Annotated in this window: 26 protein-coding genes; 5 read left to right on the top strand and 21 right to left on the bottom strand. The window is 72.6% G+C overall.

Annotated elements, in window-relative coordinates; all coding sequences use genetic code 11:
* Positions 1-12: 12 nt before the first annotated feature.
* Genes EDC02_RS17610 through EDC02_RS17620 form a run of 3 tightly spaced genes read right to left on the bottom strand, consistent with a single transcriptional unit; the run spans position 13 to position 3,333 of the window.
* Positions 13-918: a sulfotransferase gene (locus tag EDC02_RS17610; RefSeq protein ID WP_123602904.1), complete on the bottom strand. Its 906-nt coding sequence runs from the start codon at positions 916-918 to the stop codon at positions 13-15.
* Between the two features lie 4 nt (positions 919-922).
* A complete protein-coding gene (locus tag EDC02_RS17615; protein ID WP_123602905.1) occupies positions 923-2,101 on the bottom strand; it encodes a sulfotransferase in 1,179 nt (392 codons plus the stop codon).
* A complete protein-coding gene (locus tag EDC02_RS17620) occupies positions 2,098-3,333 on the bottom strand; it encodes a glycosyltransferase (protein WP_158632217.1) in 1,236 nt (411 codons plus the stop codon). Before EDC02_RS17620 ends, EDC02_RS17615 begins: the two co-directional genes overlap by 4 nt.
* 275 nt (positions 3,334-3,608) lie before the next feature.
* Here EDC02_RS17620 and EDC02_RS17625 point away from each other — a divergent pair, with 275 nt between their 5' ends.
* From EDC02_RS17625 to EDC02_RS17635, 3 genes are read left to right on the top strand one after another with little or no spacing between them, the layout of a single operon-like run.
* Complete coding sequence (locus tag EDC02_RS17625) at positions 3,609-4,598, top strand: sulfotransferase domain-containing protein (protein ID WP_123602907.1); 990 nt, start codon at positions 3,609-3,611, stop codon at positions 4,596-4,598.
* On the top strand, positions 4,591-5,397 hold the full coding sequence (locus EDC02_RS17630; protein ID WP_123602908.1) for a sulfotransferase: 807 nt from the start codon (positions 4,591-4,593) through the stop codon (positions 5,395-5,397). Before EDC02_RS17625 ends, EDC02_RS17630 begins: the two co-directional genes overlap by 8 nt.
* On the top strand, positions 5,394-6,890 hold the full coding sequence (locus tag EDC02_RS17635; protein WP_123602909.1) for a hypothetical protein: 1,497 nt from the start codon (positions 5,394-5,396) through the stop codon (positions 6,888-6,890). Before EDC02_RS17630 ends, EDC02_RS17635 begins: the two co-directional genes overlap by 4 nt.
* Before the next feature lie 53 nt (positions 6,891-6,943).
* Here EDC02_RS17635 and EDC02_RS17640 read toward each other — a convergent pair whose 3' ends face one another.
* Complete coding sequence (locus tag EDC02_RS17640) at positions 6,944-7,894, bottom strand: DUF559 domain-containing protein (RefSeq protein ID WP_123602910.1); 951 nt, start codon at positions 7,892-7,894, stop codon at positions 6,944-6,946.
* A 194-nt stretch (positions 7,895-8,088) separates the two neighbouring features.
* Positions 8,089-8,916 carry an XRE family transcriptional regulator gene (locus EDC02_RS17645; RefSeq protein WP_123602911.1) on the bottom strand — a complete coding sequence of 276 codons (828 nt, stop codon included), beginning with the start codon at positions 8,914-8,916 and terminating at the stop codon, positions 8,089-8,091.
* Between the two features lie 154 nt (positions 8,917-9,070).
* Here EDC02_RS17645 and EDC02_RS39590 point away from each other — a divergent pair, with 154 nt between their 5' ends.
* Entirely contained in the window at positions 9,071-9,262 is a 192-nt protein-coding gene (locus tag EDC02_RS39590) for a hypothetical protein (protein ID WP_148083502.1), read from the top strand.
* Between the two features lie 39 nt (positions 9,263-9,301).
* Here the strand turns inward: EDC02_RS39590 and EDC02_RS17650 are convergent, their stop codons facing one another.
* On the bottom strand, positions 9,302-9,745 hold the full coding sequence (locus EDC02_RS17650) for a nitroreductase family deazaflavin-dependent oxidoreductase (RefSeq protein ID WP_123602912.1): 444 nt from the start codon (positions 9,743-9,745) through the stop codon (positions 9,302-9,304).
* The gene (locus tag EDC02_RS17655; RefSeq protein ID WP_123602913.1) at positions 9,742-10,566 is read right to left on the bottom strand and encodes an SDR family oxidoreductase; all 825 of its coding nucleotides are present in this window, start codon (positions 10,564-10,566) and stop codon (positions 9,742-9,744) included. The genes EDC02_RS17650 and EDC02_RS17655 overlap by 4 nt, the downstream gene beginning before the upstream one ends.
* A 55-nt stretch (positions 10,567-10,621) precedes the next feature.
* On the opposite strand from EDC02_RS17655, the gene EDC02_RS17660 reads away from it, so the two are divergent.
* Entirely contained in the window at positions 10,622-11,212 is a 591-nt protein-coding gene (locus tag EDC02_RS17660; RefSeq protein WP_123602914.1) for a TetR/AcrR family transcriptional regulator, read from the top strand.
* Between the two features lie 131 nt (positions 11,213-11,343).
* On the opposite strand, the gene EDC02_RS17665 is transcribed toward EDC02_RS17660, so the two are convergent.
* The 14 genes from EDC02_RS17665 to EDC02_RS17730 all read right to left on the bottom strand — a co-directional run bounded on the left by EDC02_RS17665 (position 11,344) and on the right by EDC02_RS17730 (position 26,978).
* On the bottom strand, positions 11,344-11,811 hold the full coding sequence (locus EDC02_RS17665; protein ID WP_148083503.1) for a hypothetical protein: 468 nt from the start codon (positions 11,809-11,811) through the stop codon (positions 11,344-11,346).
* 97 nt (positions 11,812-11,908) lie between these two features.
* Positions 11,909-12,760 (bottom strand): sulfotransferase, encoded by an 852-nt coding sequence (locus EDC02_RS17670; RefSeq protein WP_123602916.1) that lies wholly within the window; start codon positions 12,758-12,760, stop codon positions 11,909-11,911.
* The gene (locus EDC02_RS17675; RefSeq protein ID WP_123602917.1) at positions 12,757-14,292 is read right to left on the bottom strand and encodes a flippase; all 1,536 of its coding nucleotides are present in this window, start codon (positions 14,290-14,292) and stop codon (positions 12,757-12,759) included. Before EDC02_RS17675 ends, EDC02_RS17670 begins: the two co-directional genes overlap by 4 nt.
* Before the next feature lie 127 nt (positions 14,293-14,419).
* The gene (locus tag EDC02_RS17680; RefSeq protein WP_158632218.1) at positions 14,420-15,541 is read right to left on the bottom strand and encodes a Wzz/FepE/Etk N-terminal domain-containing protein; all 1,122 of its coding nucleotides are present in this window, start codon (positions 15,539-15,541) and stop codon (positions 14,420-14,422) included.
* Positions 15,542-15,552: 11 nt separating this feature from the next.
* Positions 15,553-17,043: an O-antigen ligase gene (locus tag EDC02_RS17685; RefSeq protein ID WP_148083504.1), complete on the bottom strand. Its 1,491-nt coding sequence runs from the start codon at positions 17,041-17,043 to the stop codon at positions 15,553-15,555.
* 226 nt (positions 17,044-17,269) lie between these two features.
* Complete coding sequence (locus tag EDC02_RS17690) at positions 17,270-18,523, bottom strand: glycosyltransferase family 4 protein (RefSeq protein ID WP_123602920.1); 1,254 nt, start codon at positions 18,521-18,523, stop codon at positions 17,270-17,272.
* Between the two features lie 25 nt (positions 18,524-18,548).
* The gene (locus EDC02_RS17695) at positions 18,549-19,592 is read right to left on the bottom strand and encodes a polyprenyl synthetase family protein (RefSeq protein WP_123604891.1); all 1,044 of its coding nucleotides are present in this window, start codon (positions 19,590-19,592) and stop codon (positions 18,549-18,551) included.
* Positions 19,593-19,657: 65 nt separating this feature from the next.
* Positions 19,658-21,097, bottom strand: a complete 1,440-nt coding sequence (locus tag EDC02_RS17700; protein ID WP_123602921.1) for an alkaline phosphatase family protein — start codon at positions 21,095-21,097, stop codon at positions 19,658-19,660.
* Positions 21,094-22,260: a metabolite traffic protein EboE gene (eboE, locus tag EDC02_RS17705; RefSeq protein ID WP_123602922.1), complete on the bottom strand. Its 1,167-nt coding sequence runs from the start codon at positions 22,258-22,260 to the stop codon at positions 21,094-21,096. Before eboE ends, EDC02_RS17700 begins: the two co-directional genes overlap by 4 nt.
* Positions 22,260-23,111 carry a TatD family hydrolase gene (locus tag EDC02_RS17710; RefSeq protein WP_123602923.1) on the bottom strand — a complete coding sequence of 284 codons (852 nt, stop codon included), beginning with the start codon at positions 23,109-23,111 and terminating at the stop codon, positions 22,260-22,262. Before EDC02_RS17710 ends, eboE begins: the two co-directional genes overlap by 1 nt.
* Positions 23,112-23,804 (bottom strand): EboA domain-containing protein, encoded by a 693-nt coding sequence (locus tag EDC02_RS17715; RefSeq protein ID WP_123602924.1) that lies wholly within the window; start codon positions 23,802-23,804, stop codon positions 23,112-23,114.
* A complete protein-coding gene (locus EDC02_RS17720; RefSeq protein WP_123602925.1) occupies positions 23,801-24,838 on the bottom strand; it encodes a sugar phosphate isomerase/epimerase in 1,038 nt (345 codons plus the stop codon). Before EDC02_RS17720 ends, EDC02_RS17715 begins: the two co-directional genes overlap by 4 nt.
* Entirely contained in the window at positions 24,835-25,809 is a 975-nt protein-coding gene (locus EDC02_RS17725; protein ID WP_123602926.1) for an SCO3242 family prenyltransferase, read from the bottom strand. The genes EDC02_RS17720 and EDC02_RS17725 overlap by 4 nt, the downstream gene beginning before the upstream one ends.
* Positions 25,806-26,978, bottom strand: coding sequence for an inositol-3-phosphate synthase (locus tag EDC02_RS17730; protein ID WP_123604892.1), 1,173 nt, complete (start codon positions 26,976-26,978; stop codon positions 25,806-25,808). The genes EDC02_RS17725 and EDC02_RS17730 overlap by 4 nt, the downstream gene beginning before the upstream one ends.
* Positions 26,979-26,993: the final 15 nt, after the last annotated feature.

Below are 26,993 nucleotides of genomic sequence, written 5' to 3' on the forward strand. Positions count from 1 at the left end.
AGCCCGGCGGGGTCAGTAACCCCACTCGGCGAGCGGCTTCTCCAGCACCCGGTCCACTGCGGCCAACTGTTCCGGGCTGAGTTCCCGGTGGTACGCCGCCCCGCGACCGCTGTGGAACTCGTACCGACGGAAGCCACGGTCGAACGCGGGCGACCAGTCGAGGCCGAGAAAGTCCAGCATCCGGGCTACTTCGTCGCGCGGGGCGACCAGCAGGTCCTCGTACCGTACGTCCAGCCACTGGCCGGCCGGGTGGCTGGCGCGGGCCTCGGCGAACGCGGCCATCAGCATCTTCCAGCCGAGCGCGGCCAGCACCGGAAACGACCGGTCGGCTTCCTCCCACTCGGCCCGCAGGTCGGCCGGCAGCGGGCCGAGGAACCAGTTGTCCGGCCCACGCCAGCCGTCCCACCAGCCCATCTGCAGCCACGAGTTGGCCACCGCCCGTCCGTCGCGGACCACGTTGACCACCCGCAGATCCGGGTACGCGGCGTGCAGCCAACCGGTGCGGGGCCAGCCGGTGACGTGTTGCAGCAGCACCTGGCAGCCCTGCCGCTCGACCCGGCGGTCGAAGAAGGCGCGCAGCCGCCGGCCCACGTACGGGGTGAGGTCGTCGGCCCGCAGGTCCCGGCACGGTCTGGAGTAGCCGGCCATCACCTGCCGGTCGATCAGCCGGTACGCCTCGGACGGCGCCACCCGCAGCCGGCCGCGCTCCAGCAGGCGACGGCTGTGCCCGAGCGAGGTCATGGCGGCCGGCCGGGGCGTCGAGCGGCGGTAAAGTCGGCCGTTGCGGCGGCCGGCCAGATTGAGCCGGGGCAGCTTGTCGTCCAGCCCGGACACGAAACCGACGGCCGGGTGCCGGGCCAGGATCTCCTGGACGAGGGTCGATCCGCACCGTCCGGTGCCCACGACGACGGACAGCATCGGGTCAGCCTTCCTTGCTCGGTGTCGTGGCGGGGACCGGCTCGCCGACCGGCCCGGCCGGCTCACCCTGGGCCGGCTCACCCTGGGCCCTGGCCGGGGGCACGGCCGGGGCCGGGGGCGCTGCGGGTCGCCGTACCGGGTAGCCGAAGCGGCGCAGCAGCGGCAGCGTCACCGCGGTGACCACCGCGAACGACCGGCCGGGCAGCGCCCGGACCCATTCGGCGTCGTCGCTGACCGGTACCGCTCCGGTACGGTGCCGCGCCGGGTTGCCCGCCACCGAATGGGTGGGGGCCAGAGTGACCCGGCCTTCGGCGTCCACCGGCAGCCCGGCAGGGTCCAGTCCGGCGAACAGCGCGATCCGGCGCAGCTCACCGGCCGGGTCGGCGACCACGTCCTCGTAGCGGACCCGCAGGTAGTGGTCGGGTCCGGCGGCTTCGAACAACCGCGCGGTGGCGGCGTTCCACACCCGCCACAGCAGGGCCGCCTTCCACACCGGCGGGCGGCTCATCAGCTTGCGGTCCGCCGCGCCGTCCAGCCCGCGCCGACGGCGCCAGGAGAAGGCGGTGCCGCGCGGATCCCGGACCAGGTGCAGCACCCGCAGGTCGATGCCGGGCAGGTCACGCAGCAACGCACCGTACGGTGGCAGCTTCGACGAGTCGACCACCACCACCGGTCCGTCGCCGCTGTGGCTCACCTGGCGGGCGACCGCCGGATAGACCGCGGCGATCGCGGCGTCGTCGGCGTGGTGCGGCACGGTCCGCTGTCCGGCGCCGGCTCGGCGCAGCATGGCTGGCAGGTCCCGCATCCGCAGCCTGGTCCGCAGGCGTCGGGCGATGCCGGCGGCTTCCGGGCCAGCGGCCGCAGCCGGGTCGGCGACGTCCGAGCCGGCAGCCGAGGCCGGGCCGGCATGGGCTGCCAGCTCGGCGGTGACCGCCCGCCAGACCGGACACGCGTCGAACGGCGCGCCGCAGCCGCAGGGACGGTTGTCGACCATCCCGCGCTGCCAGAGGTAGCGCAGCTCGCCGGCGGCGAAACAGCCGTCCAGCTGTCCCAGGACGGTGGTGATCAGGGTGCTGCCGCTTCGACCGCTGCCCGCCAGGTAGAGCACCCGGACCGAAGGGCTCGACGGGCCGGGTGTACCGGCGGCGGAGGGCGTGCCGGCGGAGGAGGGTGTGTCAGTCATCGTCGGGTTCCGGCCGGGGCGGTCAACGCTGCGGCCAAATAGGCGTCGCGGAGCCGGTTCAGGTGCAGCTCGGGCGTGAAGTCACGGTCGATCTTGTCCCGGGCGGCCCGGCCCATCGCGTACGCCCGGTCGGGGTCGGCGACCAGCCTGCCCAGCGCGTCGCCGAGCGCCACCGGGTCGTCGGCCGGGACGGTCTCCCCGTCGACGCCGGGACTGATCAGCTCCGGCAGCCCACCGAGGTCGGTGCCGACCACCGGCACGCCGCAGGCGAACGCCTCGAGCACCGCCATCGGCTGGTTCTCGTGCCAACGGGACGGCACCGCGACCGCCGCCGAGGACCTGATCAGCTCGTGCAGCCGGGACTTGTCCAGCCGGCCGTGGAACCGCACCCGACCGGGTGCCACCCGGTCGGCGAGGGCACGTACCGCAGGCAGTGCGGGGCCGTCGCCGGCCACGTGGACGGGCACCTGCCGGGGCAGCCGGTCGACCGCCTCGACCAGCGTGTCCACTCCCTTTTCGGCGGAGATCCGGCCGGCGAAGACCACTCCCCCGCCCGGCGAGTCCTTGACCGCCACGGCAGCCGTGTCCACGAAATGGTTGATCACCCGTAGCCGGTCCGGGTAGACACCGGCCCGGCGCATCACGTCGGCGAGGAACCGGCTGGGACTGACGAACACCCCCACCGGACCATAGGCCCGTGACTTTCTGTGTATCCATGACTCCACAGCGAGTAGCGTACTGGCGGATGCCGATCCGTCCTTGCACCTGCGCCGCGCGGCGTGTAGCGGGCCCCCATCGACGCACGCCTCACAGACCTTGCCCTGGTCCAGCAGCTGGTAGCTGGGGCAGGCGAGCTTGTAGTCGTGCATGGTCAGCACGCACGGCACCCCGGCGTCGCGGGCAGCGGCGAGCACCGACGGAGACAGCTGGTGGTAGATGTTGTGCAGGTGGATAACGTCCGGCCCGAAGTCCTCGATCACCCGGGTCAGCCCGTGGCGGCTCGCCGGCGACCAGATCATCCGACCGGCGGCGGTCAGCCGGGGGCGCAGCCCGCGCGGCGCCGGTTCCAGCTCGACGTGCGGCGGGAAGTGCCGGGCGTACGGCAACGGCCGGTCGTTGTCCGGGTGGGTCATCCCGAAGTACGCCACCTCGTCCCCGGCGGCGCGCTGCAGATCGGCGAGGTCGATCAGATACCCCTCGGCGCCACCCCGACGGTAAAGAAACTTGTTCACATGGAGGACACGCATCAGTCCGGCCCGCTCGCTCGATACCGGGGTGTGGCCACCCGGTTATGGTGGCGCAGGGCTCCCGCCCTGGCTGCTGCCTCACGCTATGCACCCACGCCGGGTTAGTCCAGTACCGAATCGCCAACTAGCTGATCGGATGATCTTGTGTGGCTGACCAGCCTGCGTTCTGGCGTTTCGCCCCGATCCGTGGGTAGCCTGACCGCGGCCCGACCTCGCCCCAGCCTGGCCATCGCGGCTGGTGACGTGCCCGAGGAGGACCGGTGAACGACGACGAGCCTTCCACCCTGGCCTGGACCGCGCGGCGGATCGCCCGGCACGCCCGATGGATCCGCACCGAAGGGCTCCGCCGCCTCGTCGAGGAGGACCGGCTCAACCCGGTCGACCGGGCCACCACCGCCTGGACCAAGCTGCGCTGGCGGCACCGCCACGGCGTACCCCGTGGTCAGGCCGTTCCGGTCTACCTGGTCGGCCTGCAACGGTCCGGCACCAACATGCTGGTCCGCGGGTTGGAGAACGCCGGCGAGTTCGAAGTCCGCAACGAAAGCGACCGGCGGGTCTTCCATCGTTTTCAACTCCGCGACGACGCGGTGCTGACCGCCGTGGTGAACCGGAGCCGACACGCGTACGTCCTGGTCAAACCGCTGTGTGAGAGCCACCGGGTGGACGAACTGCTCGCCCTGCCCGGGATGGCGCCGGGTCGGGCGGTCTGGGCGTGGCGCGACGTCGATGACCGGGCCCGCTCCGAGGTGGCCAAGTTCGGCGACGCCAACCTGCGGGCGCTCGCCGCCATCGCCGACGGCACCATCGGCCGCCGCTGGCAGGGCCAACGCCTCGACGCGGACACCTACGAGCTGATCCACGGCTTCGACTACCGGCAGATGGACCGGCACTCCGCCGCCGCCCTGTTCTGGTACGTCCGGAACACCCTCTACTTCCGCCTCGGCCTGGACCGCCGCGACGACGTACTACTCAGCTCGTACGACGCGTTGATCGCCGACCCGGCCGGGCAGGTCCGCCGGCTGTGCGACTTCCTCGGGATCGCCTACCGCCCCGACCTGTCCGCGCACATCGCCCCCCGCACGCCCCACCGCCAGCCGCTGCCGATCGACCCGGCGGTCCGTACGCTCTGCGACGAACTCACCGCCCGACTGACCGCCAACGGCCGCCCGCAGTCCCCCACCACCCCACCTCGACAAGCCGACACCGACCGGCGTTCCCCGGTGAGCGTGGAAAGGACCGACCATGGCTGAAGCCCCCGCGCAGGCCGCCGCCGAAGTGGCGCAGTCGCCGACGGCGCCCATCTTCCTGGTGGGCTGCCAGCGCTCCGGCACCACCTTCCTGCGGCTGGTGCTCGACTCGCACTCCCGGATCTCCTGCGGTCCGGAGACCCGGTTCCTGCCGGACCTGCGACGCATCGTCGGCTCCGACTGGGAGCGGCTGGCCCGCTTCGGCTTCACCCGGGAGGACTGGCTGCGCCGCATCGCCGACTTCTTCGGCGGCGTGCACGCCGACTACGCCGCCGGCCGGGGCAAGGCCCGGTGGGCCGACAAGACCCCGCTGTACGCGATCTCGCTCGACTTCGTCACCGAGGTCTTCCCGGACGCGCAGATCGTGCACGTCATCCGGGACGGCCGCGACGTGGTCGTCTCGCACCGGAAGCGGTTCGGATACTGGTCGGCGGTGAAATGCGTGGTCAAGTGGCCGCGCTACATTCGTACCGCCCGCGCGGTGGGCGCCACCCTGCCGGCTGACCGCTACCACGAACTGCGCTACGAGGACGCGGTACGGGAGCCGGAGAAGTCGATGCGCGCGCTGTTCGAGTTCCTCGGCGAACCGTGGGAGGAAGGCGTGCTCGACTACGTCGACAAGCCGCATGACGTGGCCGGAAAGTACACCAGTGAGGCGGACCGACGCCGCGCCTCGGCCGGCACCGACTCGGCCATCTACCGGTCCCGGGTGGGCAGCTACCGCCGGGAGCTGGACCCGTTCCTGCGGCTGCTCGTCGCGGTCTTCTCCGGTCGGATGCTGCGCGAGCTGGGCTACCGATGAACGCTGCGACCCGGCCGCACAACGCAACCCGGCCGAACACCGTGGCCCGGCGCTGTGTGGCGGCGGTCCTCGGCGGGCTGCTGCTGCTCGCCGGCTGCACCAGCGGCGACACCGACACCACCCCGCCACCGGCGCCGCCGACCGGCGCGCCGCCGCCGAGCCTGCCGCCGTACCCCGAGGACACTCACCCGTTCGGCGCGCACTGGGACTGGAACCGCTACGACGAGTTCCTGCCGTACCTGCGCAAACTGTCCGGGTCCGCCACCTACCACGAGATCAGCTGGTGCAGCATCGAGCCGAGCCAGGGTCAGCAGGACTGGTCGGCCCTGGACCAGATCGCCCAGCGCAGCCAGGAACTCGGCATCGTGCTGAACATCAAGATCCGGACCGAGATGTGCTGGGCCACCGGTGGCACGCCGGAACACGTCCGCGGCCAGGCCAACAAGACCGAGTCGACGATGCCGCTGGACATGGCCGCCTACCAACAGTTCGTCGGTGACGTGGTCCGCCGCTACACACCCTACGGCGTCCGCCAGTACGCGATCGAGAACGAGGTCAACGCCCCGCAGTACTGGCGCGGCACCCCCGAGGAGTACGTCGAGCTGGCTACCGCCGCCGCCGAGGCGGTGCACGCCGCGAACCCGGACGCGGTGGTTGTCGACTCCGGCATCAGCAGCGTCGCGTACGGCTTCGGGGTGGTCGACCGGCTGGTCCAAGCCGGCCGCGACGACGAGGCGATCGCCGCCTACAACGCGTACTTCCAGCGGCGGATCGGCACCCGGGGCCGCAAGATCCCCGAGGCGGACACGATCGGGACGCTGCGGACCGCGCTCGACAACGAAACCAACGTGCGCAACGTCGCCTTCCTGGCCGCCACCGAGCAGCTGATCGACGACGGGGTGGTGCAGCTGCGTCAGGTGCACTACTACGAACACTTCGACGGCGTACCGGCGCTGCTGGACTACCTGGCGGCACAGACCCCGGCCGACGTCCCGATCGAGGCGTGGGAGGTCGGGCAGTTCTGGCGCGACGGTGACGGTGACGACGTCAGCCGGGCCGAGGAGGTCGTCAAGGTCTCCACCATGCTGCTGGCCGGCGGTATCCGGCAGGTGATGTGGCTGCCGCTGGGCTACAACCCGAACAACCGGGCCGGCAGCGAGGTCCGCTACGGGCTGCTCGACCCGGACGGAACGGAACGTGAGGCCGGCCGGATGTTCGAAAGCCTGGCGGTGGCGGCGCGCGGTGCCACGGTCACTCCGGTCCGCCGGGACGGCCTGATCGGCGTCGCGTTCCAGCAGGGCGAGGAGAGCACCCTGGTCGTCTGGTCCGGCGAGATCAACGACGCGGTACGGGTGTCCGCAGTGCCGAGCCTGCACGCCGGACCGGCCGGTGCCGCGCCGACCAAGACAGCGGCCGAGGTGACCGTCACCGACCGGCCGGTGCTGCTGCACGCCACCGGCACCCCGGAGACGATCCTCGCCGACGTCGACTGACGCCGACCGGTGACCAACGGATCCGCCGTGACTGATCGGCGCGCTCAGGCTGATCACCGGCTTCGGCGTCCGTCGAGGATGGCCAGAATCTCGCGACGGACCTGCTGCGGCTCGGTCACCAGCCGGCGGTGTGCGAACCGCACCACCTGGATGCCGACGGTGGCCAGCAGCGCGTCGCGTCGCAGATCGATCTCACGCTGGGCGGGGCTGCCGTGCGAGGCGGCTCCGTCGAGCTCGAAGTCGACCCGTTCCCGCTCGGCGTACACGTCCAGGTAGATGGTGCGGCCGCCGTCGACCCGGACCGGATACTGCCGCTGGAAGTCGGGCATGCCGCCACCGACGAAGACGTGATCGTGGCCCCAGATCTCCAGTTGACTGCGGCAGCCGGCGGCCAGCTTCGCCAGCAGTGTCCGCAACGCGGCCCGGTCGGTGAGTCGCGGCAGTTCGTCGAGGGCTGCGCTGATCCGGCCCGCGTTCGTCCACCGGTCGTTGACCGCCCGGATCAGCGGAGCCGGTCGGTCGACGGCCGGCAGCAGCGGCCACGACTCGACCAGCGCCCGCTCCAGCCGCGTCACCGGCGCTTCGTCGCGTACCACCACCTGCGGCGGACCGACGGCGAACGCCCGCCGGTGGTGCACCGTCAGGCCGGCCCGGCTGCGCATTCCCGCACCGAACGGCACCGTCAGATGCAGTGTCTCGTCACCGGCTTGCCGGCGCAGCCCCCAAAGCTCGAGTGCCGTGGTGTGGCTGAACGCGGCCCGTCCGTCGGCGAAGGCCAGCACCGCTCGCCGCCGCAGCCGCGGTGCGAGCAACTGGATCGACGACACTCCGCCACGGTTGTCGTCGATCAACTCGGTGGTGACGTAGACGCCCGGCAGAACGCGCCGCAGTCGACCAGCGCGTACCGCGTCGTCCAGCACCCAGCGCGGCACCATCTGAAGGGCCTGGCGACGGGTCACCACACCGCCGCTGCGCCGGCACAGCTCCTCGATCACCTCGTTCATGCTCGGCCACGCTGCCGCAACCTCAGCCGCTGGACGGCCCGGGTGGGGTCACACTGTGGACGACTACTCGACTGTGGATCGGGTGGCGGATCTTTCGGCGACGCGCTACCGGACCATGATCACTTGATGCTCTGCTGGGCGCCCGTCGGCGTGTCGGCCGAATTTCCTCAACTGATCATGAGGGCAGCTACTGATCATGAGGCGGCGGGCTGCTGCTCCGGATCGGGCCGGCGGTCGTAGGCGGCCAGGGTCGCCTTGTTCGTGCTGGCATCCTGGAATACCAGCTCCCACGGGCCGGTGTTGACGTCCATCTCCTTGCCGAACCCGATCCACTTTCCGGTCAGCCGACGCCCGGTGGGCTCGGCCAGCAGTTGGATCGCGCCGTGGTAACGGGCACCCCGGTAGTAGCCCTGCGGCGCGGTCTGCTCGACCCAGGTTCCGGTGACCACGTTGCCGTCGACGGTCAGGTCCATGGTGAGCGGCGCGTCGGAGGAACCGGGCAGACTGCGCACGGTGAGCCGGTCACCGTGCTGCAGCAGCACGACGTAGTGCCGACCGGTGAACGTGGCACCACGACCCGAGCTGTGGTACTCGTACCTGGACAGCCAAACCCCGGAGTAGTTGCCGGTCGGCGCGGTCCGCGGGGCAGGGCCACCGCGCGGCACCGGAGTGGACGCCTGCCCGGTAGCCGGCACCTGAGCACCCCGCGCTTCGTCACCGCCCTCGCCGCTCCGGCCGCCGGCTCCATCCTCGCTGGCGTCGGCGCTGCGGGCATGCGGGACCGCCACGGTGAAGCCGAGCGAGCTGATCGGCAGGCCGGTGACCGACTCCAGGGCGCGCGCGTACGCCGGACGGGGCGAGGTGATCGCCCCGGCCTCCCAGCGTTGCACGAGGCGCTTGTTCGCATCGTTGGGCATTCCGGCGCGATCCCCTGCCTGCCGCAGTGCGCGGGCGAAGTCGTCCTGACTCATCAGCAGGCCCATCCGCACGGCCCGCAACGTCGCGTTCGGAGTGGTCGTCATGCCAGCGATCGTAGCTCTTGTGTCGCCGGAACGTCGCCCTGCAGGTCGCCGGAACGTCGTCATGGAAGCCGTCGCGCGGGGCGACACTTCGGCGACATCCTTGTTCCAGTGGCAGCCGGCACGACCGCCGGCGCGAGCAGGCAGGAGACATCCGATGGCAGAGGTTCAGATCCTGGTGGTCGGGCCACGGCAGCTACCCGCCAGCGGGACGGTCGAGGTGTGGGCCGACGCAGGCAGCGGCGCAACTGGACAGCGAATCAACGTACCAGTGACCGACCTGCAGACAGCCGAACTGGACAGTGGATCAGGCAGTTCGGCTGTCTACGTACTCCGCCCCCGTGGCTGATGCGACAGGGCACGGGGGGCTCGCCAGCGAGTGACCGGGTCAGCCGCGCGGCTGGAGGAGGAAGACCGGGTGGCGGTCCGCTTCGGTGCGGAACCCGGACGGACCGTCGCCGGGGGTGGCGTCGAAGGCATGCCGGACGAACGGGATGAACCCGAACGCGCGGCGGTAGCGATGCAGAACGTCCAGTTTGGTCTCGCCGTCGACCTCGACGAGGCCAACGGTGCGGAACCAGTGTCCGCGACCGAGTTCGGCGCGGCCGTTGGCGCGGATGTTGCGCACCCACTGCGTGGCGCCGAACGGTGAGACGAGCCAGTCGAGGTCGGCGTGCCGCAGCGTGACGACCGGCACGGTACGCGGCAGGCCGGTGCGCCGGCCCTGGGTACGCAGCAGGGTCAGCGGCCCCATCGGCACCCCCCAGCTGAGCAACCGGTACGGGATCCGACTGACCCGCTCCACTCCGGCGGGTAGGGCAGCGGCGTTCACGACGGGGCCACCGTGGTGGCGGCTTCCCGTTCGGCCAGGCGGCGGGCGGCCTGGCCGAGCATCCGGCCGTTGAGGCGGATGGACCGGGTCCGGGGCAGCAGCCGGGTCATGATCCGCATCGACCGACCAGGGATGTGGGTGGACCGACCGCGCAGGAATGCGGCCACGCTCTCCCGTACCGCGGTCTGGACCGGCTGGGGCCGGATCGGCATCGCCGCACGGTCGATGCCGTAGGCGTCGATGATCGGGGTGTCGACGTTACCCGGAAGCAGCACGGTGACGTCCACGCCGGCGGCGGCGAGCTCGTGGTGCAGGGCCTCGCCGAGGTTGAGCACGTAGGCCTTGGCCGCGCTCTCGTGCGCCATGTTCGGCAGCCCGTGCACCGCACCGAGTGCCGACACGAGGATGATGCCGCCCCGGCCACGGGCGACGAACCGCCGCCCGAAGGCGTGGGTCAGATCCAGGTGTGTGGTGGCGTTGACGGTGAGCCGGCGGTGCAGGTCGCCGAGGTCCTGGTCGAGCAGTGGGCCGGGGCGACCCACGCCGGCGTTGGAGACCAGCAGGCCGACGTCGAGATCCCCGGTCGCGTCGACGAGCTCGGCGGTGGATCCGGCCCGGCTGAGGTCGACGGTGACCACCCGGCAGCTGATGCCGTGGGCGCGGGTCAGCGTGGCGGCGAGGGATTCGAGCCGGTCGGTTGATCGGGCGGCCAGGACAAGGTGCAGCCCGGCGGCGGCAAGGTGCTCGGCGAAGGCCTGACCGATGCCGGACGAGGCGCCGGTGACCACCGCCCACGGACCGTAGGATCTGATTTCAACCATGGTTTAGACTGTAATCTGGATCGCGGTCCAGGACAAGCGGATAGGCTGTGCCGATGTGAAGACCCCTCCGGCCGACCTCGCGCGACGCCTGCTCGACATCAGCGAGCAGGTGCTCCACGGCGACCCCGCGCCCCGCCTGGAAGACATCGCCGGCATGGTCGGGGCGTCACGGGCCACGTTGTACTACTACTTCGCCGGCCGCGACGACCTGCTTGCGTTCCTGCTGACCGCGCACGCCCACGACGGAGCCCAGGCGGTGCAGGCCTCGATCGACCACACCGCCCCACCCGCGCAGCGGCTACGGGCGATGGTGGCGGCTCTCGCCACCTACCTGTCGCAGCACCCCGGGATCTGCGCCGGCCTGCTCAGCGCCCTCGGTTCCGCCGGCCGGATGACCGACGTGATGGCCGCCAACGACAGATGGATCGCCGGCCCGCTCCGGGAACTCCTCGCTGAAGCCGGCACCGACGGCGCAGGCAGCGCCACCGTCGCAGACACCGCCAACGCCGTGCTCGGCGCGCTGCTGCTCGCTGTGCTCGGCCGGTCCGTCGCCGGGGCCGACCCCACCGACGCCCGGTTCCGCGACCAGCTCACCGACCAGGTACTGCACGGCATCCTCACCCGTGAGCCATACGAGGCCGCCTGAGCCATGACCTTGCCGCCGGATCATGATCACTTGATGCTCTGCTGGGGGCCTGTCGGCGTGTCGGCCGAATTTTCGTCAAGTGATCATGACGCAGCGGACGGCTACTCCAGCGCGGGGGCCGTCAACGGCCGCTATGGGCAAGGGATCGTCTTCGCCGTGATATCCGAGTACACGGCGGATTTCCGGTGGACATCCCACCTGACGCACACGCTGACCTCGCCCCCATCGGAGAACCAGCCACCGCCGGACGGCACGTACTCATCCACGATCGCCTCCACCCGCCCATCGTCGTCGTCCACGTCGACCAGGTAGACCCGGCCGGCGAGCCCGAGTTCCGTCCGTTCCCGGCCCTCGATCACAGCGACGATTTGAGCTGTATGTCCCGCTGGTGGATCGTCCACACGCGACATGCTCAGCTTGCGGCTGAGCCGCTGTGCCCGTTCGGAGACCGATTGCTCCGCCGCCCGCAGCAGGGGATCCTTGCGGAGCTCCGCCACCACGACCGACAGACCCAGGAGGCACACGAGCAGCACTGCCACGAAGAACACCAGCAACAGCGAGCCAGCGGCGAAGAGAGGTGCACGGCGACCAGTCGACATGGGTCACCTCCGCCGTGCTCGCAGACGCCCAGTGTCTCAGCCACCGGCAAGTCCGGTCATACCCAAGACTGCCGGAGACGGACCAGAGACGGTGCCGTCAGCTCCGGGGTGACCAGGTGTGCGGCCAGCCGAGCAGGTCGGCGAGGTCGGCGTTGTGCGGGGCGAAGTAGCCGCCGAGCTGGGCGCGCAGCGCGTCGGTGAGCTCCCCCGGTCCCCGGTCGGTACGCCGGGTGTGCTGGGCGAACCCCGCTGGGGTGAACGGATCCAGGTCGAGGAAGCGCAGCACCCGGTCGTAGACGCCGGCCGGGTCGACGTACATGTCCTCGCTGCGCAGCACCAGCAGCCGGTCCGCCGGCAGTACGGCGTACCAGCGCCGCAGCTGCTCGGCGTAACGCCCCCGGGCCAGGTACGAGTGGTTGCGCAGCGCGGTGTGCGCGGCCGGGCTGTCCGGCCCGTCGCGCAGCGCGTCGGCCAGCCGTCGCTCCTCGGCGGCGACCGCCTCGGCGAACGGCAACGGCTCGGCACCGTACGAGCGGGTGTGCAGGTAGTGCGAGTAGGCCCGCTCGACCGGGTCGCGCAGCAGGGCGATGCAGCGGGCCTGCGGCAATCCGGCGGCGACCCGACCCGGCACGCTCGGATGGAACAGGTAGTACGGGCTGGCCTCGAAGCTGCGGACGCCGGCCGGGCGGGCCGGGAAGTGTGCCCGGTACCAGCGTTCGCCGCGCCCGTGGTGGATGCTGAAGTACTGCAGTTCCTTGCCGGTGGCCGGGCGCACCTGCGGATGCGCGGCGAGATAGTGGTGCAACGAGGTGGTGCCGCAGCGCTGCCCGCCGATGATCAGGAAGTCCGGCAGGGCGCCGAGCTGGCCGGGGACCATCGTGCGAGCCCAGGCCCGGGCACCGCGTACCGTGCGGCGCAGCCGGTCGGTGGTCCCCCGGTTGCCGGTCAACGCGTCGCCTCCTGCAGATTCCCCGCCGACTCACCGGGACGGCCCTGGCCGTCGGCACCACCGGGGTGGTCGGCCCCGCCGCGCCGGCCACCCCGGCGCAGGGTACGTAGCACCATGATGTCCTCCCGGCTCAGGCCCAGCGCCAGCACCACACCGACGTAGGTCACCACCACCACCGGCAGCCCGACCAGCAGCTGCTCCGGCCAGCCGGGCAGCAGCAGCCGGACGATCAGCCCGGCGGCCAGCGCGGCCAGCCCGGCACCGAGGCCTTTGACCATGCCCACGGTCACCGGCACCGCCCGGATCAGGGCCCGGACCTGCAGCACCCGGGCGACGTTGACCACCGCCAGGGAGATCGCCCAGGCGACCGCCGCCCCGATGATCCCGTACGCCGGGATCAGCCACAGGTTGAGCAGGATGTTCAGCAGCAGGGCGGCGATGTTGTCGTACATGTTGATCGCCACCCGGCCGGACATGTTCAGCACGGTGCCGCACGGCCCGGTGGCCGCGTTGACCAACTGCCCGACCGCAAGGATGAGGGTGACCGCCGCGCCGGCGGCGAACCCGCCGCCGAAGACCGTCAGCAGGCTCTCCGGGAAGACCAGCAGCGCCACGAACGCCGGCAGCGACAGTCGCACCACCCAGCCGGTGGCGGCACCGTAGATCCGGCGTACCTCGTCGGCCTGCCTCTGGTGGTGCAGGTACGCCAGGTACGGCCCGAACGCGGCGTTGATCGGCGCCAGCACGAAGATCGCCACGGTGACCAGTCGGGTGGCGACGTTGTAGACGCCGATCTCGTCGTTGGCGAAGAAGCCGAGCATCAGGGTGTCGACCCAGATCAGGCCGGTCGACGACAGCGACGACACCCAGCTGACCGTGGAGAAGCTGAACAGTTGCCGGGGCCGGTAGACGACCGGACCCGGCGCGACCCGGCGCATCAACCGGGCCAGCGCGCCGAGGGCCAGCAGCGCTGCCGACCAGCCGGCGACGACCAGCGCCCAGTAGCTGCCGGTGACCCCGGCCCCGAGGATCAGGGCCAGCGCGGTCAGTACGAGCCGGGTACCCGGCTCATAGATCTGCCCGATCAGGGTGAACGGCCGCTGGGTTCGCCAGCCCCGGGTGGCGGCGAGCGCCGCCTCGCAGACGGTCAGCGCCGGCAGGGTCAACGCGACCAGCCGCAGCCCGGTGACCAGGCCGGGGTCGTGCAGCGCGGCGGCCAGCGCGGGGGCGGCCAGGGCCAGCGCGATCGCGATCGCGGTCGCCGAACCGGCGGAGATGGCCAGGCCGAGCCGGATGGTGCCGCGGATCGCTGCCGGGTCGTCGTCGGCGAGGTGTACGGCGACGAACCGGGTCAGCCCGGCCCGGAACCCGGACAGCGACAGCAGGCTGAGCAGGGCCAGCACGGCGTAGCACTGGGCGTACTGGCCGACCTCGCTGATCCCCAGGAACCGGGCCAACAGCAGCATGACCAGGAAGACCGCACCCTGGTTGAGGATCGCCCCGACCAGGTTCAGACCGCCGCCGCGGGCCATGCCGCGAATGTGCTGGTCGCCGGAGTCAGGGCCCGACGGGGTGCCAACAGCGGGCGCCGACGAGGTGCCAGGGGCAGGGCCCGACGGGGGGCCGGCGGCGGGGGCCGGGGGCGGCTCGGCCGTCACGTCACCGCCCCGGGTGCGGTTCGAGCGAGCCGCCCGCACCGTAGACCCGACCGGCGGTACGGGACACCTGCCCGACCGGGGTGGCTCGGCCGACCCGGGCGGCCGGGATCTCCCGGGTCTCGTCGCCGCCGGTCGGACCGGGCCCGGGGGGCGGGGTGGGGTCGCCGCTGGGCGACGCCGGTGGTTCACCGGCCCGGTTGCGGGCGAGCATCTCCAGCATGGCGACGAGGACCACGGCGAGCAGCAGCCCGGCGCCGGCGACCGGCACCGTGGTGTTGACCAGGCTCCTGGTGCGGGACACGGCCCGGACCGCGCCGACGCTGGTCACCTCGGTCGGATCGGCGGCCTGGGCCTGCGCCCGGGCGGCCTGCAGGCCCTGCCGGGCCGAGGAGAGCGCGCTGGTCGCGGCGTCCCGCTGGGCGAGCAACGCCTCGTAGTCGGGCAGCTTCGGGCCGATGGTGTCGAGCCGGCGCTGTCCGGCCTCGATCGCCTCGGTGGCGGCGTCGACGCCCCGGCCGTTGCCGACCGCCTGCATCTGCAGTCGCTGCTGGCGCAGGCTGGCCAGCTCGTTCAGTGTCGCCTGGTAGATCTTGTCCGGCTGGGTGACCTCGTTCTCGTCCTCCCAGGCGGTGATCGCGGCGGTCGCCGCGTCGACGTCGGTGCTGGCCGCGGTGACCTGCTCGGTGGCGATCGCGACCTGGGAGGAGAAGAGGAAGGCGAGGGCCCGTTCGGCGGTGGCGGCGAGCACCGGGCTCACCATGGACCGGTCTGCCGACGCGAAGGTGATCTCCATCTGGCTGCTCGCCCCGACCTGGCTGACCACCAGCCCGGACCGCAGCCGGTTGGCGGCGACGCCGGTCTCGGCGGTCACCTCGTCCACCACCCGGGGCGAGGTTGCGGCGGCGCTGAACGCGGCGGCGAACTGGTTGGCTGCCTGGTTGCCGGTGTACTGCTGGGCGGCCGCCCCGCCGACCAGCGCCGGTGCCGCCACGTACGCGGTCGCGGTGTACTGCTGCGGGGCGATCAGCACCAGGGTCGCGGCCGCGCTGGCGGCCAGCACCGGCACACCGAGCAGCAGCCACAGCCGCCGGCGCGCGATGCGCAGGTAGTCGACGATCTCCACGCTATGGGCTCCTACTCGTACCGAAATTGTGGTGCCGGGGTGGTCACCGACCCGGTGCCGGCCCGGCCGTGGGTGATGGCGATCGCGGCTCGGCCGTGGGTGGTCGCGCTGGTCGTCCGACCGTGCGCGATGGCGCTGGCGGCGGCGGCGAACGCGACGAAGTACCACAGCGTCACCACGTTGGAGATGACGTTGGAGCCGAGGCTGACCGCGATGAACACCACCGCGCAGCCGGCGAAGCCGACCGCGACGCCGCGTTCCAGGCTGCCTGGCGGGGCGCGGCGCAACGCCGTACGGGCGGTGTGCAGCAGCAGCACCAGCATCGCCAGGTAGGCCAGCAGCCCGGCCAGACCGGTCTCCACGTACGCCCGCAGCAGGTCGTTGTGCGGCTTCTTCGCCTCTGACGTCTCGTGCTGGGTCATGTTCGGCCCGATCCCGGTGACCGGGTTGCGGTTGGCCAGGGTGACGATCTCCGCCCAGTAGTCGACCCGCCACTGCAGGGTGTTGCCGGTCGGCCCGCCGCCAGTGGGCCGGTCCTCGGCGAGCTGGGCGAACCTGTCCCCGACCGAGGGCAGCAGGCTGACCCCGGCGACCGCGACAACCAGCAGGGTGGCGAGCATCCGACCGCTGCGGTGCAGCACCGCGACGACGATCAGCCCGAGCGCCGCACCGAGGATCGCCGAACGGGTGTTGGTCAGCATCAGGAAAACCAGGGAAAGCCCGAGCAGTACGGCGAGGATCAACTGGGCGCGCCGGGCCAGGAACCGGTAGATCGCGAACCCGAAGATGATCATGAACATCAGGTACCGGCCGAAGGTGGTCGACTGGCTGAACGGGCCGCTGACCCTGATGAACTGGCCTTTGACCTCGGACGGCACCTGCCCGAAGGCGCTGACCAGCACGGTGTAGAGCAGCGCCAGGGCCAGCGAGCCGTAGCAGGCGATCAGGATCCGCCGGACCGCCGCCCGATCGGGCATCAACTGTTCGAGAACCACGAACATGACCACCACGGTCAGGATCCGCATCGCCTCGAGCAGGCTCGGCGTCGGCCGGTTCGCGCCGAGCGCGCTGACCAGCGCGGTCGCGCCGACCAGCAGCATCGCGAAGCCCAGCGGGGTGCCGCGTAACCGGCCGTTGCGGCGCAACTGGGCGGCGAGCCAGAGCCCGGCGGCGAGCAGGAAGAGCACCGCGACCATGGTCGACGGGTCGCTCAGCCGGGACGCCTGGTCGGTGTCCGCCCGGCCGGCGGTCGGTCCGCTCAGCTTGACCACGTCCAGCAGCGGACGCACGGCGAGCATCAGGATCACGTACCCGGAGAACCGGGTGATGGCCAGCACACCGACGGCGGCTCCGGCGACGAGGGCGATCGGCAGCACCACACCGCGCCGGTCACCGGCGGCGAGCGCCAGGCCGGCGGCGACGGCGACGGCCGCGGCGGCGACCGCGGCGAGCACGCTGAGCAGCCGGCCCGCTGGCCGGGGTTCCCGCTGTCGTCTGGTCACCGCACGCCGATCCGCTGTCCCGCTTCGCCAGTTGTCCCGCTTCGCCCGCTGTCGGGTCGAGCCGCGCCGCATACCCGGACCGCCGCCGACCCCGGGTCGGGGCGGACGGAGGTCGATCTGCCGTCCCGGTGGGCCGGCCCGGCCCCACCGCCGTTCGCCGGTGGGCCGGCCTAATCTAGCTGGATCCGCGACGAGGCAGTATGGGCCGACACGCCGGGGCCGGCCATCAGCCGTCCGGTTCGCTGCGGGGCCGGCGGCGGGGCCGGATCAGCTGCGGCCTACGGGCCGGCAGCAGATCCAGGTACAGCGCTTCCAGCTCGGCGGTGGCCGCGTCCCAGGTGTACTCGGCGCCGACCCTGTCACGCAAAGCTTTTGCTCCAGTGCGCTCCGCGGCCGGATCTGCGGCCACCTGGCGCAGCGCGCGGACCAGATCGTCGGCGTCACCATCACGGAAGATCCGGTGACCGGGGCCGTCGGTGGCGAGCACCTCGACGTGCGGGGTGATGTCACTGGCCACCACCGGCAGTCCGTAGGAAGCCGCTTCCAGCAGGGTCAGCGGCAGCCCTTCCAGCCGGGACGGCTGGACGAAACCGGCGGCGTGCGAGTAGAGCTCGGCCAGCAGATCGCCGTACGCGAAACCGGTGAAGACGACCCGGGGGTCGTCGACGGCCTCGGCGCGTACCCGGGCCACGAAGTCGTCGCTGAACGACGATCCGCCGACGATGGCCAACCGCAGGTCGGTGTCGACCTGGCGGAAGGCGCGGACCAGCAGATCCGCCGACTTCTCCGGCACGAGACGGCCGACCATCAGCAGGTACCGGCCGGGGGTGAGGCCGAAGCGGGGGCCGATCTGTCGGGCCGGGACCTGGCGTGGGGTGCCGACCCCGTTCGGGATGTAGCTGGCCGAACTGCCGAACCTGGTCTGGTAGTGGTCGGCCAGGCCGCGGGAGACGGCGACCCGGGCGTCGGGCACGTACCCGCTGAGCCAGTGGGCGGTGCCGAGCACCGTCTGGGCGAGCCGGCTCCACTTGGCCCGCTGCTGATCCAGGCCGTGCACGGTGAGCACCACCTTGCTGCGGGCCAGGTAGCGGGGCAGCGGCGCGACCAGGCCGGGTCCGAGACCGTGGTAATGGACGATGTCCGGCCGGTCACGCATGGCGGCCAGGGTCGAGGTGGTGGAGTGCACGATGGCGTCGAGGTGCTTGCTGGCCACGGTCCGCACCTGGCGCAGCCGTACGCCGCGGTACCGGTCCATCGGCACCGACCCGTAGCTGGGCCGGCAGTACACGGTGACGTCGTGTCCCCGCGCGGCCAGCCGGCTGGCCAGCTCCTCGACGTGGCGTTCGATCCCGCCGTACGTCGCGGGCATCCCCTTCTGGCCGATCATGGCTATCCGCAGCCGCCGGTGCTCCGTTCCCGGTTCGACACCATGCTGGTCGACCGGGTGTGAACCACCGGTCACCTGATGGGGTACGGCCACGATGCCCTCCTTGGGGTCCTGCGGGTCAGCTCTGCCGCTCGGCCACCGATTCAGCCAGGGCGGTCAATTCCGTGCGCGTCTCGGGGGTCAACGACGCATCGACGAGAATGGTCACCGCTTCCTGGGTACGAATCCGGATCATCTGCTCGATCGCCTCGAGAGCTCCCGTGTCGACGATGATGCCGCGCAGTTCGTCGGCCCCGGTCGGGTCCAGCTCCGGATTGCCGAACAGCTCTCGCAACCGGGCTGCCTGGCTGCGGTCCGCCAGGTTGCGGGCCTGCGCCATCATCACCGTCGACTTGCCCTCTCGCAGATCGTCGAGCACCGACTTGCCGGTGACCGCAGGGTCGCCGAACACCCCGAGTACGTCGTCACGGAGCTGGAACGCGTCACCCAGTGGATCACCGAAGGCAGCGTACGCGTCCAGCAGTTCGGGCCCGGCCCCGGCAAGGGCGGCGCCGATCTGCAATGGTCGGGTAACTGTGTATCTAGCGGCTTTCATCCGGATTACCGTCAACGCACTGGCCACCGAACCGTCGCCGACGCCGGACACCAGGTCCAGGTACTGCCCGGCGATCACCTCGGTCCGCATCCCGGCGAAGACCGCGTAGCCGCGCCGGATCTGCGCGGCGTCGAGCCCGCACTCGTGGAACATCTGGTCCGCCCAGGCGGCGCAGAGATCTCCACAGAGCAGCGCCGCGTTGCGCCCGTACCGGCCGGAGTCGCCCCGCCAGAACGAACGGGTGTGCAGGTCGGCGAAGATCCGGTGCACCGACGGCTCGCCCCGGCGACGGTCGCTTCCGTCCATGATGTCGTCGTGGATCAGCGCGAACGCGTGGAAGATCTCCAGCGCGGCGGCGGCCGCGACGATCTCCCGGCAGTCCGCTCCCCCGGCGCCGCGCCACCCCCAGTAGCAGAAGACCGGGCGTAGCCGCTTGCCGCCGACCAGGACGAACCGGCGCAGTGTGTCGTACACCCCGCGCGGCGCACCGTCCGGCCAGTGCGGGTCCTGCCGGTCGAGGAACGCCGTCAGCTCGGCGTCGCACCGCTCCCGCAGCGACCAGTCCACCGAACCGGCACCGGTCGGGGCGTCCAGATCCGGGGGGTCGTCGCCGGGACGGGCCGGCGCCACGGTCACCGGGACACCTCGGGCGATGGCGAGTGCGACGGTGCCGGTGCCGGCGGTGCTGCGGCGGCGTCGAGCCCGGCCAGGTCCAGCAGCAGCGACTTGACCTCGGTGGCGGCGAACCGGTCGCGGGCCGGCGCCGGATCCGAGCAGAGCAGCACCGGGCCGTCGGCCGGGTCGGCCGGCAGCCGGCCGTGCGATCCGCGGACCGCCCGCGCCCCGGCGTCCAGCCCGACCACGTTCATCGTGTACCGCAGGCCGATCTTCTTGCGGGCCAGGGCGATCGCCGCGCGCGCCTTGGCCGCGCCCGGGTTGGCCGGGTCGAACAACAGCTCCGCCGGGTCGTAGCCGGGCTTGCGGTGAATCTCCACCAACCGGGCGAAGTCCGGCGCGGCCGCGTCGTCGCGCCAGTAGTAGTAGGTGAACCAGGCCTGCGGCTGCGCCACCAGCACCAGCTCACCGGAGCGCGGATGGTCCAGGCCGGCAGCCGCCTTGCCGTCGGCGTCGAGCACTTCGGCCACCCCGGGCAGCCCGGCGCAGAGCTTCGCGACCAGCGGCACGTCGGCCGGATCCCGTACGTACACGTGGGCGACCTGGTGGTCGGCGACGGCGAACGCCCGCGACGTCCACGGATCCAGGTACTCCATGCCGGCCTGGGTGTAGACCCGCAGCAGCCCTTCGGCTCGCAGCAGCCGGTTGACGTGCACCGGCTGCGACACGTCGGTGATGCCGTACTCGGACAGCGCCACGATCGTCGCGCCGCGCGCGGCCGCCGCGTCCAGCAGCGGGGCGAGCACCGCGTCGAGTTCGGCCGCCGCCCGCTCGGCCTGCGGGCTGGCACCGCCGTACCGTTGCAGGTCGTAGTCGAGGTGCGGCAGGTACGCCAGGGTGAGATCCGGCGAGTGGTCGGTCATGATCTGCCGGGTCGCCTTGGCGATCCACGCCGACGACACCAGCCCGGCACCCGGACCCCAGTAGTTGAACAGCGGGAACGTGCCGAGCCGACTGGTCAGCTCGTCGTGCAGTTCCGGCGGGTCGGTGTAGCAGTCCGGGTCCTTGCGTCCGTCGGCGTGGTAGATCGGCCGGGGGGTGACCGTCCAGTTGACGTCCGCGCCCATCGCGTACCACCAGCAGATGTTCGCCACCGTGTAGTCGGGGCGGACCCGACGCGCGGCCTGCCACAGCTTCTCCCCGCCGACCAGGGCGTTGTGCTGGCGCCAGAGCAGCACCTCACCGAGGTCGCGGAAGTACCAGCCGTTGCCGACCACACCGTGCCCGGACGGCGGCTCACCGGTCAGGAACGTCGACTGCACCGAGCAGGTGACGGCCGGCAGGACCGTGCCGAGTTCGGCCTGGAAGCCGGTGTCGGCCACCGCGGCCAACCGGGGCATCCGGCGCAGCAACCGGGGGGTCAGGCCGACGACGTCGAGGACGAGCAGCGGGTTCATGCGGCCTCCGATCCGGCGGTGGTACGGGTGGCCGCGGTCAGTCCGAGCGCGACCAGTTCGTCGCGGGCCTGGGCGAGTTCGGCGGCGATGCCGTCGGCGAGCTGCCCGGGCCCGGTCGGGCGTTGCTCCACCGGCAGCACCCCCCACGTGTAGGTCTCCACGTCGAGGTGGTCGCAGCCCTCGCCGTCGACGACCGCGGCGAGACCGGCCCGCAGCTGCGGCATCGTCGAGGTCAACGGCGCGACCGGGGCGGCGTGCAGCGGTACGTGGTAGTGCACCCGCCACGGGCCGGGCAGCGCGGCGTCGAGTGCGGCGTCGAGGTCGTCGGTCGCCCCGGCGGTACCCGACCGGGTCTGGTGCAGGAACCGTGGTTCGACGTACCCGGCGATCGCGGACCGGTCCCGCACCGGGTCGGCGACCTCCAACGCGGCCGACACCTGGACCTTGACCACCGACAGCCCGGCGGCCCGCAGCCGGGCCAGCGCGGCGACCGGCTCCTCCCACGCGCAGGCCAGGTGGGCCAGGTCGACGCAGACGCCGAGCCGTTCGGTGTCGACGCCGGCCAACTGTTCGACGGCCTGCGTGGTGGTCTCCACCACACAGCCGGGTTCCGGCTCGAAGCCGACCCGGATGGTCCGGCCGGTGTCCCGTTCGACGTCGGCCAGGCCGGCGGCCAGCCGGTCCAGCATTCGGGCGCAGCCATCGGCCCGGTCGGCGCCCCACGGCTCACGCCAGGCCAGCGGCAGGGTGGAGATGGAGCCGCGCTCGGCGTCGTCGGGCAGCAGGTCGGCGAGAATCCGGGCCAGTGCCAGGGTGTAGTCGAGCCGGCGCGGATCGGCCCAGTCCGGGTGGTACACGGCGTGTTTGACCACCGGTGCCTGGAACGCCTGGTACGGGAATCCGTTGAGGGTGACCACTTCCAGGCCCCGGTCGGTGAGCGCGGTGCGCAGCCGACGACGGGCGGCCGGGTCGGCGGCGAGCCCGGCGGCTGCCGGCGCGGCCAGCCACAGACCCAGCCCCAGCGGGTCGGCGGCGAGCCGGTCGCGGACCGGCACCGCGTACGTGTCGAGCTGGCCGAGCACGCCGTCGAGGTCCTCGGCCGGGTGCACGTTGGTGCAGTAGCTCAGGTGGACCGTACGGTGGTGCCGGTCGGAGAGCCGCATCAGCCACCGCCGCGCATGATCGAACTGCCTTCGAAGGTCGGTGCGGGGGCGGCGACGTCGCTCAGGTCGAGCCGGCCGGACTGGCCGTAGAACTCCACCGGGTTGCGCCACAGCACCCGGTCGACGTCGTCGGCGCTGAATCCGGCGGCCAGCATCGCCTCGCCGGTGGTCCGGGTCAGCAGCGGATCGGACCGGCCCCAGTCGGCGGCCGAGTTGACCAGGATCCGCTCCGGGCCGTACTCCTTGAGGATCTCCACCATCCGCGGCGGTGACATCTTGGTCTCCGGGTAGATGGAGAAGCCCATCCAGCAGCCGGACTCCTTGACCAGCCCGACCGTCACCTCGTTGAGGTGGTCGACCACCACCCGACCGGCGTCGATGCCGGACTCGGCGACCACCGCCAGGGTCCGTTCGGTGCCCCGGGCCTTGTCCCGGTGCGGGGTGTGCACCAGGGCCGGCAGGTCGTGCTCGCGGGCCAACGCCAGTTGGGCGGCGAACGCCTCGTCCTCGGCCGGGGTCATCGAGTCGTAGCCGATCTCGCCGACCGCCACCACCCCGTCCTTGACCAGGTAGCGGGGCAGTACGTCGAGCACACCGGCGCAGCGGGGGTCGTTGGCCTCCTTCGGGTTCAGCGCGATCGTGGCGTGGTGCCGGATGCCGAACTGGCTGGCCCGGAACGGCTCCCAGCCGAGCAGCGAGTCGAAGTAGTCGACGAACGAGCCGACGTTGGTGCGCGGCTGGCCGAGCCAGAAAGCCGGTTCGACTAGGGCCCGGACCCCGGCGTCGGCCATCGCCTGGTAGTCGTCGGTGGTCCGCGAGGTCATGTGGATGTGCGGGTCGAAGATGTGCATTCACCCCTCCTGATGTGTCGTGGTGGGCCCGCCCGTGGCGGCAGCGGCATCGGCGGCGCGCAGCCGGGCGAGCAGGGCGAGCGCGTCGGCGGGCAGGGTGCGGTCGGCGGCGGTGCGCTCCTCGTCCAACCCGGCCAGCATGATCAGCAGCTCGCCGTCGGCGCGGGCGTCGAGGTCGTGCACGGCGGCCAGCGGCACGCCGGTGAAGACGCATTTGAGCACCGCCTGACGCCAGGCCGGCTGGTCGAGGTGTCGGGCGTAGCGGCCGAGCGCGGCGGCCAGCAGCCGGGTGTCGTTGGTCCGGATCGCGTCGTCGAGCAGCGGCACCGCCCGGTCGCCGACCGGCAGCAGCGGCAGCGCCTTGAGCACCGCCCGACGCTCGGCGGCGTCGCCGTGGTGGTAGCAGTCGACGACTGCGGCGGCCAGCTCCGCTCCGGTGGTGACGGTGGCCAGGTCAACGAGGAGCAGCACCCGGGCGGCTTCGTCGGCCGACCAGCCCGGTGCGTCAGCCAGGCCGGCCCGGCCGCAGCGGCGGCCCGCGCTGGCGAACAGCATCGGCAGGCTGGCCGGGTCGGTGACGATCCGGCTCCGCGCCTGCGCCAGCCAGTCCGGATCGGGTACGCCGGACAGTGCGGCGGCGAGTCGGCCGGCGACGTCGGCCGGGTCGTCGGCTGGCTGGGCGGGTCGGTTCACGGCTGGCCTCCTTCAGCGGCGGTGCTGGCCGATCCCGTGCCGGCCGATCCCGTGCCGGCCGATCCCGTGCCGGCTGGTGCCGTGCCGGGCGGTGCCGGGCGGGCCCGGAGTTCGGCGGATCGGAGGAACTCGATGGACCGGGCGGCGACCGCCGGGGCGGCGTGCGAATGCCGGGGCAGCTCGACGGCGACCAGGCCCCGGTAGCCGGCGGCGTCGAGGGCGGCCAGCACCGGCGGGAAGTCGATCTCCCCGGTGCCGAACTCGAGGTGCTCGTGCACGCCCCGGCGCATGTCGTCGATCTGGACGTTGGCCAGGTGCTCGGCCACGTCGGTGACGCACTGCGGCACCGGCTCCGGCTCCAGGCACCGGCAGTGTCCGATATCGAGGGTGATGCCGAACCGCGCCGGGCGGCCCAGCTCGTCGCGCAGCCGCCGCCAGCCGGCGATGTCGGCCACCAGCATCCCGGGCTCAGGTTCGAAGCCGAGGGTGACGTCGGCGGCGTCGGCCGCCTCGACGACCGTCGCGCAGCCGGCGACCAGCCGGTCCCAGGCGGTGGCGTCGTCGACGTCGGCCGGGCGCACCCCGGACCAGAAGGAGACCGCTTCCGCGCCCAGGTCGGCGCCGATCGCCACCGCCCGGCGCAGGAAGTCGATCCGGTGGGAGGCGGTGTCGTGCAGCAGGGTCGGGGCGTGTTTGTGCCAGGGGTCGAGCAGGTACCGCGCACCGGTCTCGACGACGACCGCAAGGTCGAGGTCCCGCAGTTGCTCGGCGACCCGGGCCACCTTGCGGGGCAGCCCGGCGGCGTACGGGTCGAGATGGTCGTGGTCGAGGGTGAGCGCGACACCCTGGTAGCCGAGGTCGGCGAGCAGCGCCAGCGCGTCGCCGAGCCGATGGTTGGCGAAGCCGTTGGTGCCGTACCCGAACCGCAGTCCGGCTACCGCGTCCGGGCCGGGCCCGCTGGTTGCCGCTTCGCGGTCGCCGGCCGGGCCGGTGCTCACGTCGGGGCCGGTGCTCACGTCGGGGCCGGTGCTCATGTCGGGGACACCTTGCGGGCCAGCCGCCGGCCGAGCGGCGCGGCGGCGGAGACGGCAAGCCCGACGGCGGTGGCCAGGCCGGTGCCGGTGGCCACGGCCCGAGCGGTGAGCGCGCCCTGCAGGGCGGGCAGACCGACGATGCCGGCGCCGACCGCCGCGCGTACCTGCTCGGGCCGGGGGTCGCGGGCCACTGCGGCCTGCGCGGCGCCGTATCGGGCGGCGTACCAGCCGGCGAGTCCGGCGGTGACCCCGGCCCGCCACCAGCGGGCGGAGGTGCCCCCGCCGGTCGTCGTCGTGGCACGCACCGGCGTGGCCCGGCCGGTCGGCGTCGCCGCGCGGACCGACCCGGCTCGGGCGGCCGCCGGCGCGACGCTGGCCAGCGCGACGGCGGCGGTCCCGGCCAGGGTGGCCGCCGGCAGCCGGGGATCGGCACCGCTGACCTCGCTGCGGGACAGCTCGGTCACGGTGTAGGTGTGCGCGGCGACGGCCAGCGCGGCAGGCAACGCGGCCCGGGTCCGGCCGGTGCCGGCCGAGCCGAGCAGGACGTCGAGCCCTCGGCAGGCGGCCATCACCGCCGGGCCGGCCGGGGTGTTCTTGGCCCACAGGTCGTACGCCCAGATGGCGGCGGTCAGCGGCACGCCGACGGCGAGCGCCCGGCGGCCGCCGGTGACGGCGGTGAGGGCCAGTCCGGCGGTGGTGAGCCCGGCGGCGACGGCGAGCGCGGCACCGGGTGTGACCCGCCCGGACGGGATGGGCCGCTGTGGCCGCTCGACCGCGTCGAGCTCCCGGTCGGCCCAGTCGTTGGCGGCCATTCCGGCCCAGTAGAGGCAGACCGACGCGCCGGCCAGCCCGGCGGTACGCGGGCCGAGCCCGCCGGCGGCGGCCGCTCCGGCCACCACGTCACCCGGTACGGACAGCGCCGCCGGGGCCCGGACCAGCTCGGCCAGGTCCGACCACCGTGGCGGCGTCATGCGGCACCGCCCGGCTCGCCGGTCTGACCGTGCAGGTACGCGGCGAACTCGACCAGGTCGCGCCACTGGTCGCCGAGGGCGTGCGGGCCCGACCCGATCGGGTCCTTGAAGAAGAAGGCCAGCTCCGGCAGGGGTCCGACGCGACCGGCGCGGGCGGCGGCGGCGGTCAGCCGGGCCAGGTCCAGCACCAACGGGGCGGCCAGTGCCGAGTCGCACCCGTGCCAGGTGAACTCCATCCGCATCCCGGTGCCGAGGAAGCCGGAGAAGGTGATCAGATCCCAGGCGGTCTTGAAGTCGCCGATGTCGTCGACGTACTCGATCCGGGTGTGTCCCTGCGGCTGGTAGCCGAGGATCTCGCCGAGCACCCGCTGTTTGCTGGCCGCCTTGGCCGCGTTGGCCGCCGGCTCGGCCAGGTTGGCCCCGTCGCCGCCACCCAGCAGGTTGCTGCCGGACCAGCTGCGGACCTGCAGGTTACGCAGCGCGAACATGGGGGCCAGCACCGCTTTCACCAGGGTCTCGCCGGTCTTGCCGTCGTGCCCGGCGTACGGTGCCCCCCGCTGTCGGGCGAGCTCGTCGAGGGCCGGCAACCGGGCCCCCACCGACGGGGTGAAGTCGACGTAGCCGCAGCCGGCACCGAGCGCGGCGTACGCTGCCAAAGCGCTCGGCGGCAGCACCGGCGCGCCGCTGGGCGCCTCGGTGAGCGCGGTGGCGAGGGCGGCCAGGTCGTGGTGCGCCGGGTGCGGCGGCGGCGCCGGTTCGGTGGTCGAGACGTTGACCACCACCACCTGGTCGAGGTCGTGCCGGCGGCGGAAGGCGACCAGGTCCGCGGCGATCGCCGCCGCCGTCTCGGCCTGGGTGGCCCCGGCCGGCAGCGGACGCAGCTGCGGTTCCAGGCCGGTCAGCTCGGTGTGCAGGGCGGCGACCAGCCGCCCGGGGACCACGCCGGCGCTGGCCAACGCGTCGGCCTTCTTCACCAGCGGCGTGGCGGCGATGTCGTGTCCGCCGAAGACGAGATCGGCGAAGCCGGGCAGGGCCGGGCCGCGCAGTGCCGGCAGTTCGGTGACGCAGCCGGTGGTGTCGGCCAGGCCGGCGCGCATGGCCAGCGCGCCGACGATGCTGGTGACCGCGACCGAGCCGCGGGCTCCGATCAGCCAGACTCCGGTACGCATTCCTGCCTCCAAACG

Origin of the sequence: Micromonospora sp. Llam0, from assembly GCF_003751085.1 — a bacterium.
Classification (GTDB): Bacteria; Actinomycetota; Actinomycetes; order Mycobacteriales; family Micromonosporaceae; genus Micromonospora_E.

Coding starts and splice junctions, on each gene's coding strand:
- EDC02_RS17640 (WP_123602910.1), bottom strand. CDS start 7,894: ATGAACGAGGTGATCGAGGAGCTGTGCCGGCGCAGCGGCGGTGTGGTG.
- EDC02_RS17710 (WP_123602923.1), bottom strand. CDS start 23,111: ATGCACATCTTCGACCCGCACATCCACATGACCTCGCGGACCACCGAC.
- EDC02_RS17610 (WP_123602904.1), bottom strand. CDS start 918: ATGCTGTCCGTCGTCGTGGGCACCGGACGGTGCGGATCGACCCTCGTC.
- EDC02_RS17635 (WP_123602909.1), top strand. CDS start 5,394: ATGAACGCTGCGACCCGGCCGCACAACGCAACCCGGCCGAACACCGTG.
- EDC02_RS17630 (WP_123602908.1), top strand. CDS start 4,591: ATGGCTGAAGCCCCCGCGCAGGCCGCCGCCGAAGTGGCGCAGTCGCCG.
- EDC02_RS17675 (WP_123602917.1), bottom strand. CDS start 14,292: ATGGCCCGCGGCGGCGGTCTGAACCTGGTCGGGGCGATCCTCAACCAG.
- EDC02_RS17730 (WP_123604892.1), bottom strand. CDS start 26,978: ATGCGTACCGGAGTCTGGCTGATCGGAGCCCGCGGCTCGGTCGCGGTC.
- EDC02_RS17700 (WP_123602921.1), bottom strand. CDS start 21,097: ATGAACCCGCTGCTCGTCCTCGACGTCGTCGGCCTGACCCCCCGGTTG.
- EDC02_RS39590 (WP_148083502.1), top strand. CDS start 9,071: ATGGCAGAGGTTCAGATCCTGGTGGTCGGGCCACGGCAGCTACCCGCC.
- EDC02_RS17615 (WP_123602905.1), bottom strand. CDS start 2,101: ATGACTGACACACCCTCCTCCGCCGGCACGCCCTCCGCCGCCGGTACA.
- eboE (WP_123602922.1), bottom strand. CDS start 22,260: ATGCGGCTCTCCGACCGGCACCACCGTACGGTCCACCTGAGCTACTGC.
- EDC02_RS17720 (WP_123602925.1), bottom strand. CDS start 24,838: ATGAGCACCGGCCCCGACGTGAGCACCGGCCCCGACGTGAGCACCGGC.
- EDC02_RS17665 (WP_148083503.1), bottom strand. CDS start 11,811: ATGTCGACTGGTCGCCGTGCACCTCTCTTCGCCGCTGGCTCGCTGTTG.
- EDC02_RS17725 (WP_123602926.1), bottom strand. CDS start 25,809: ATGACGCCGCCACGGTGGTCGGACCTGGCCGAGCTGGTCCGGGCCCCG.
- EDC02_RS17645 (WP_123602911.1), bottom strand. CDS start 8,916: ATGACGACCACTCCGAACGCGACGTTGCGGGCCGTGCGGATGGGCCTG.
- EDC02_RS17655 (WP_123602913.1), bottom strand. CDS start 10,566: ATGGTTGAAATCAGATCCTACGGTCCGTGGGCGGTGGTCACCGGCGCC.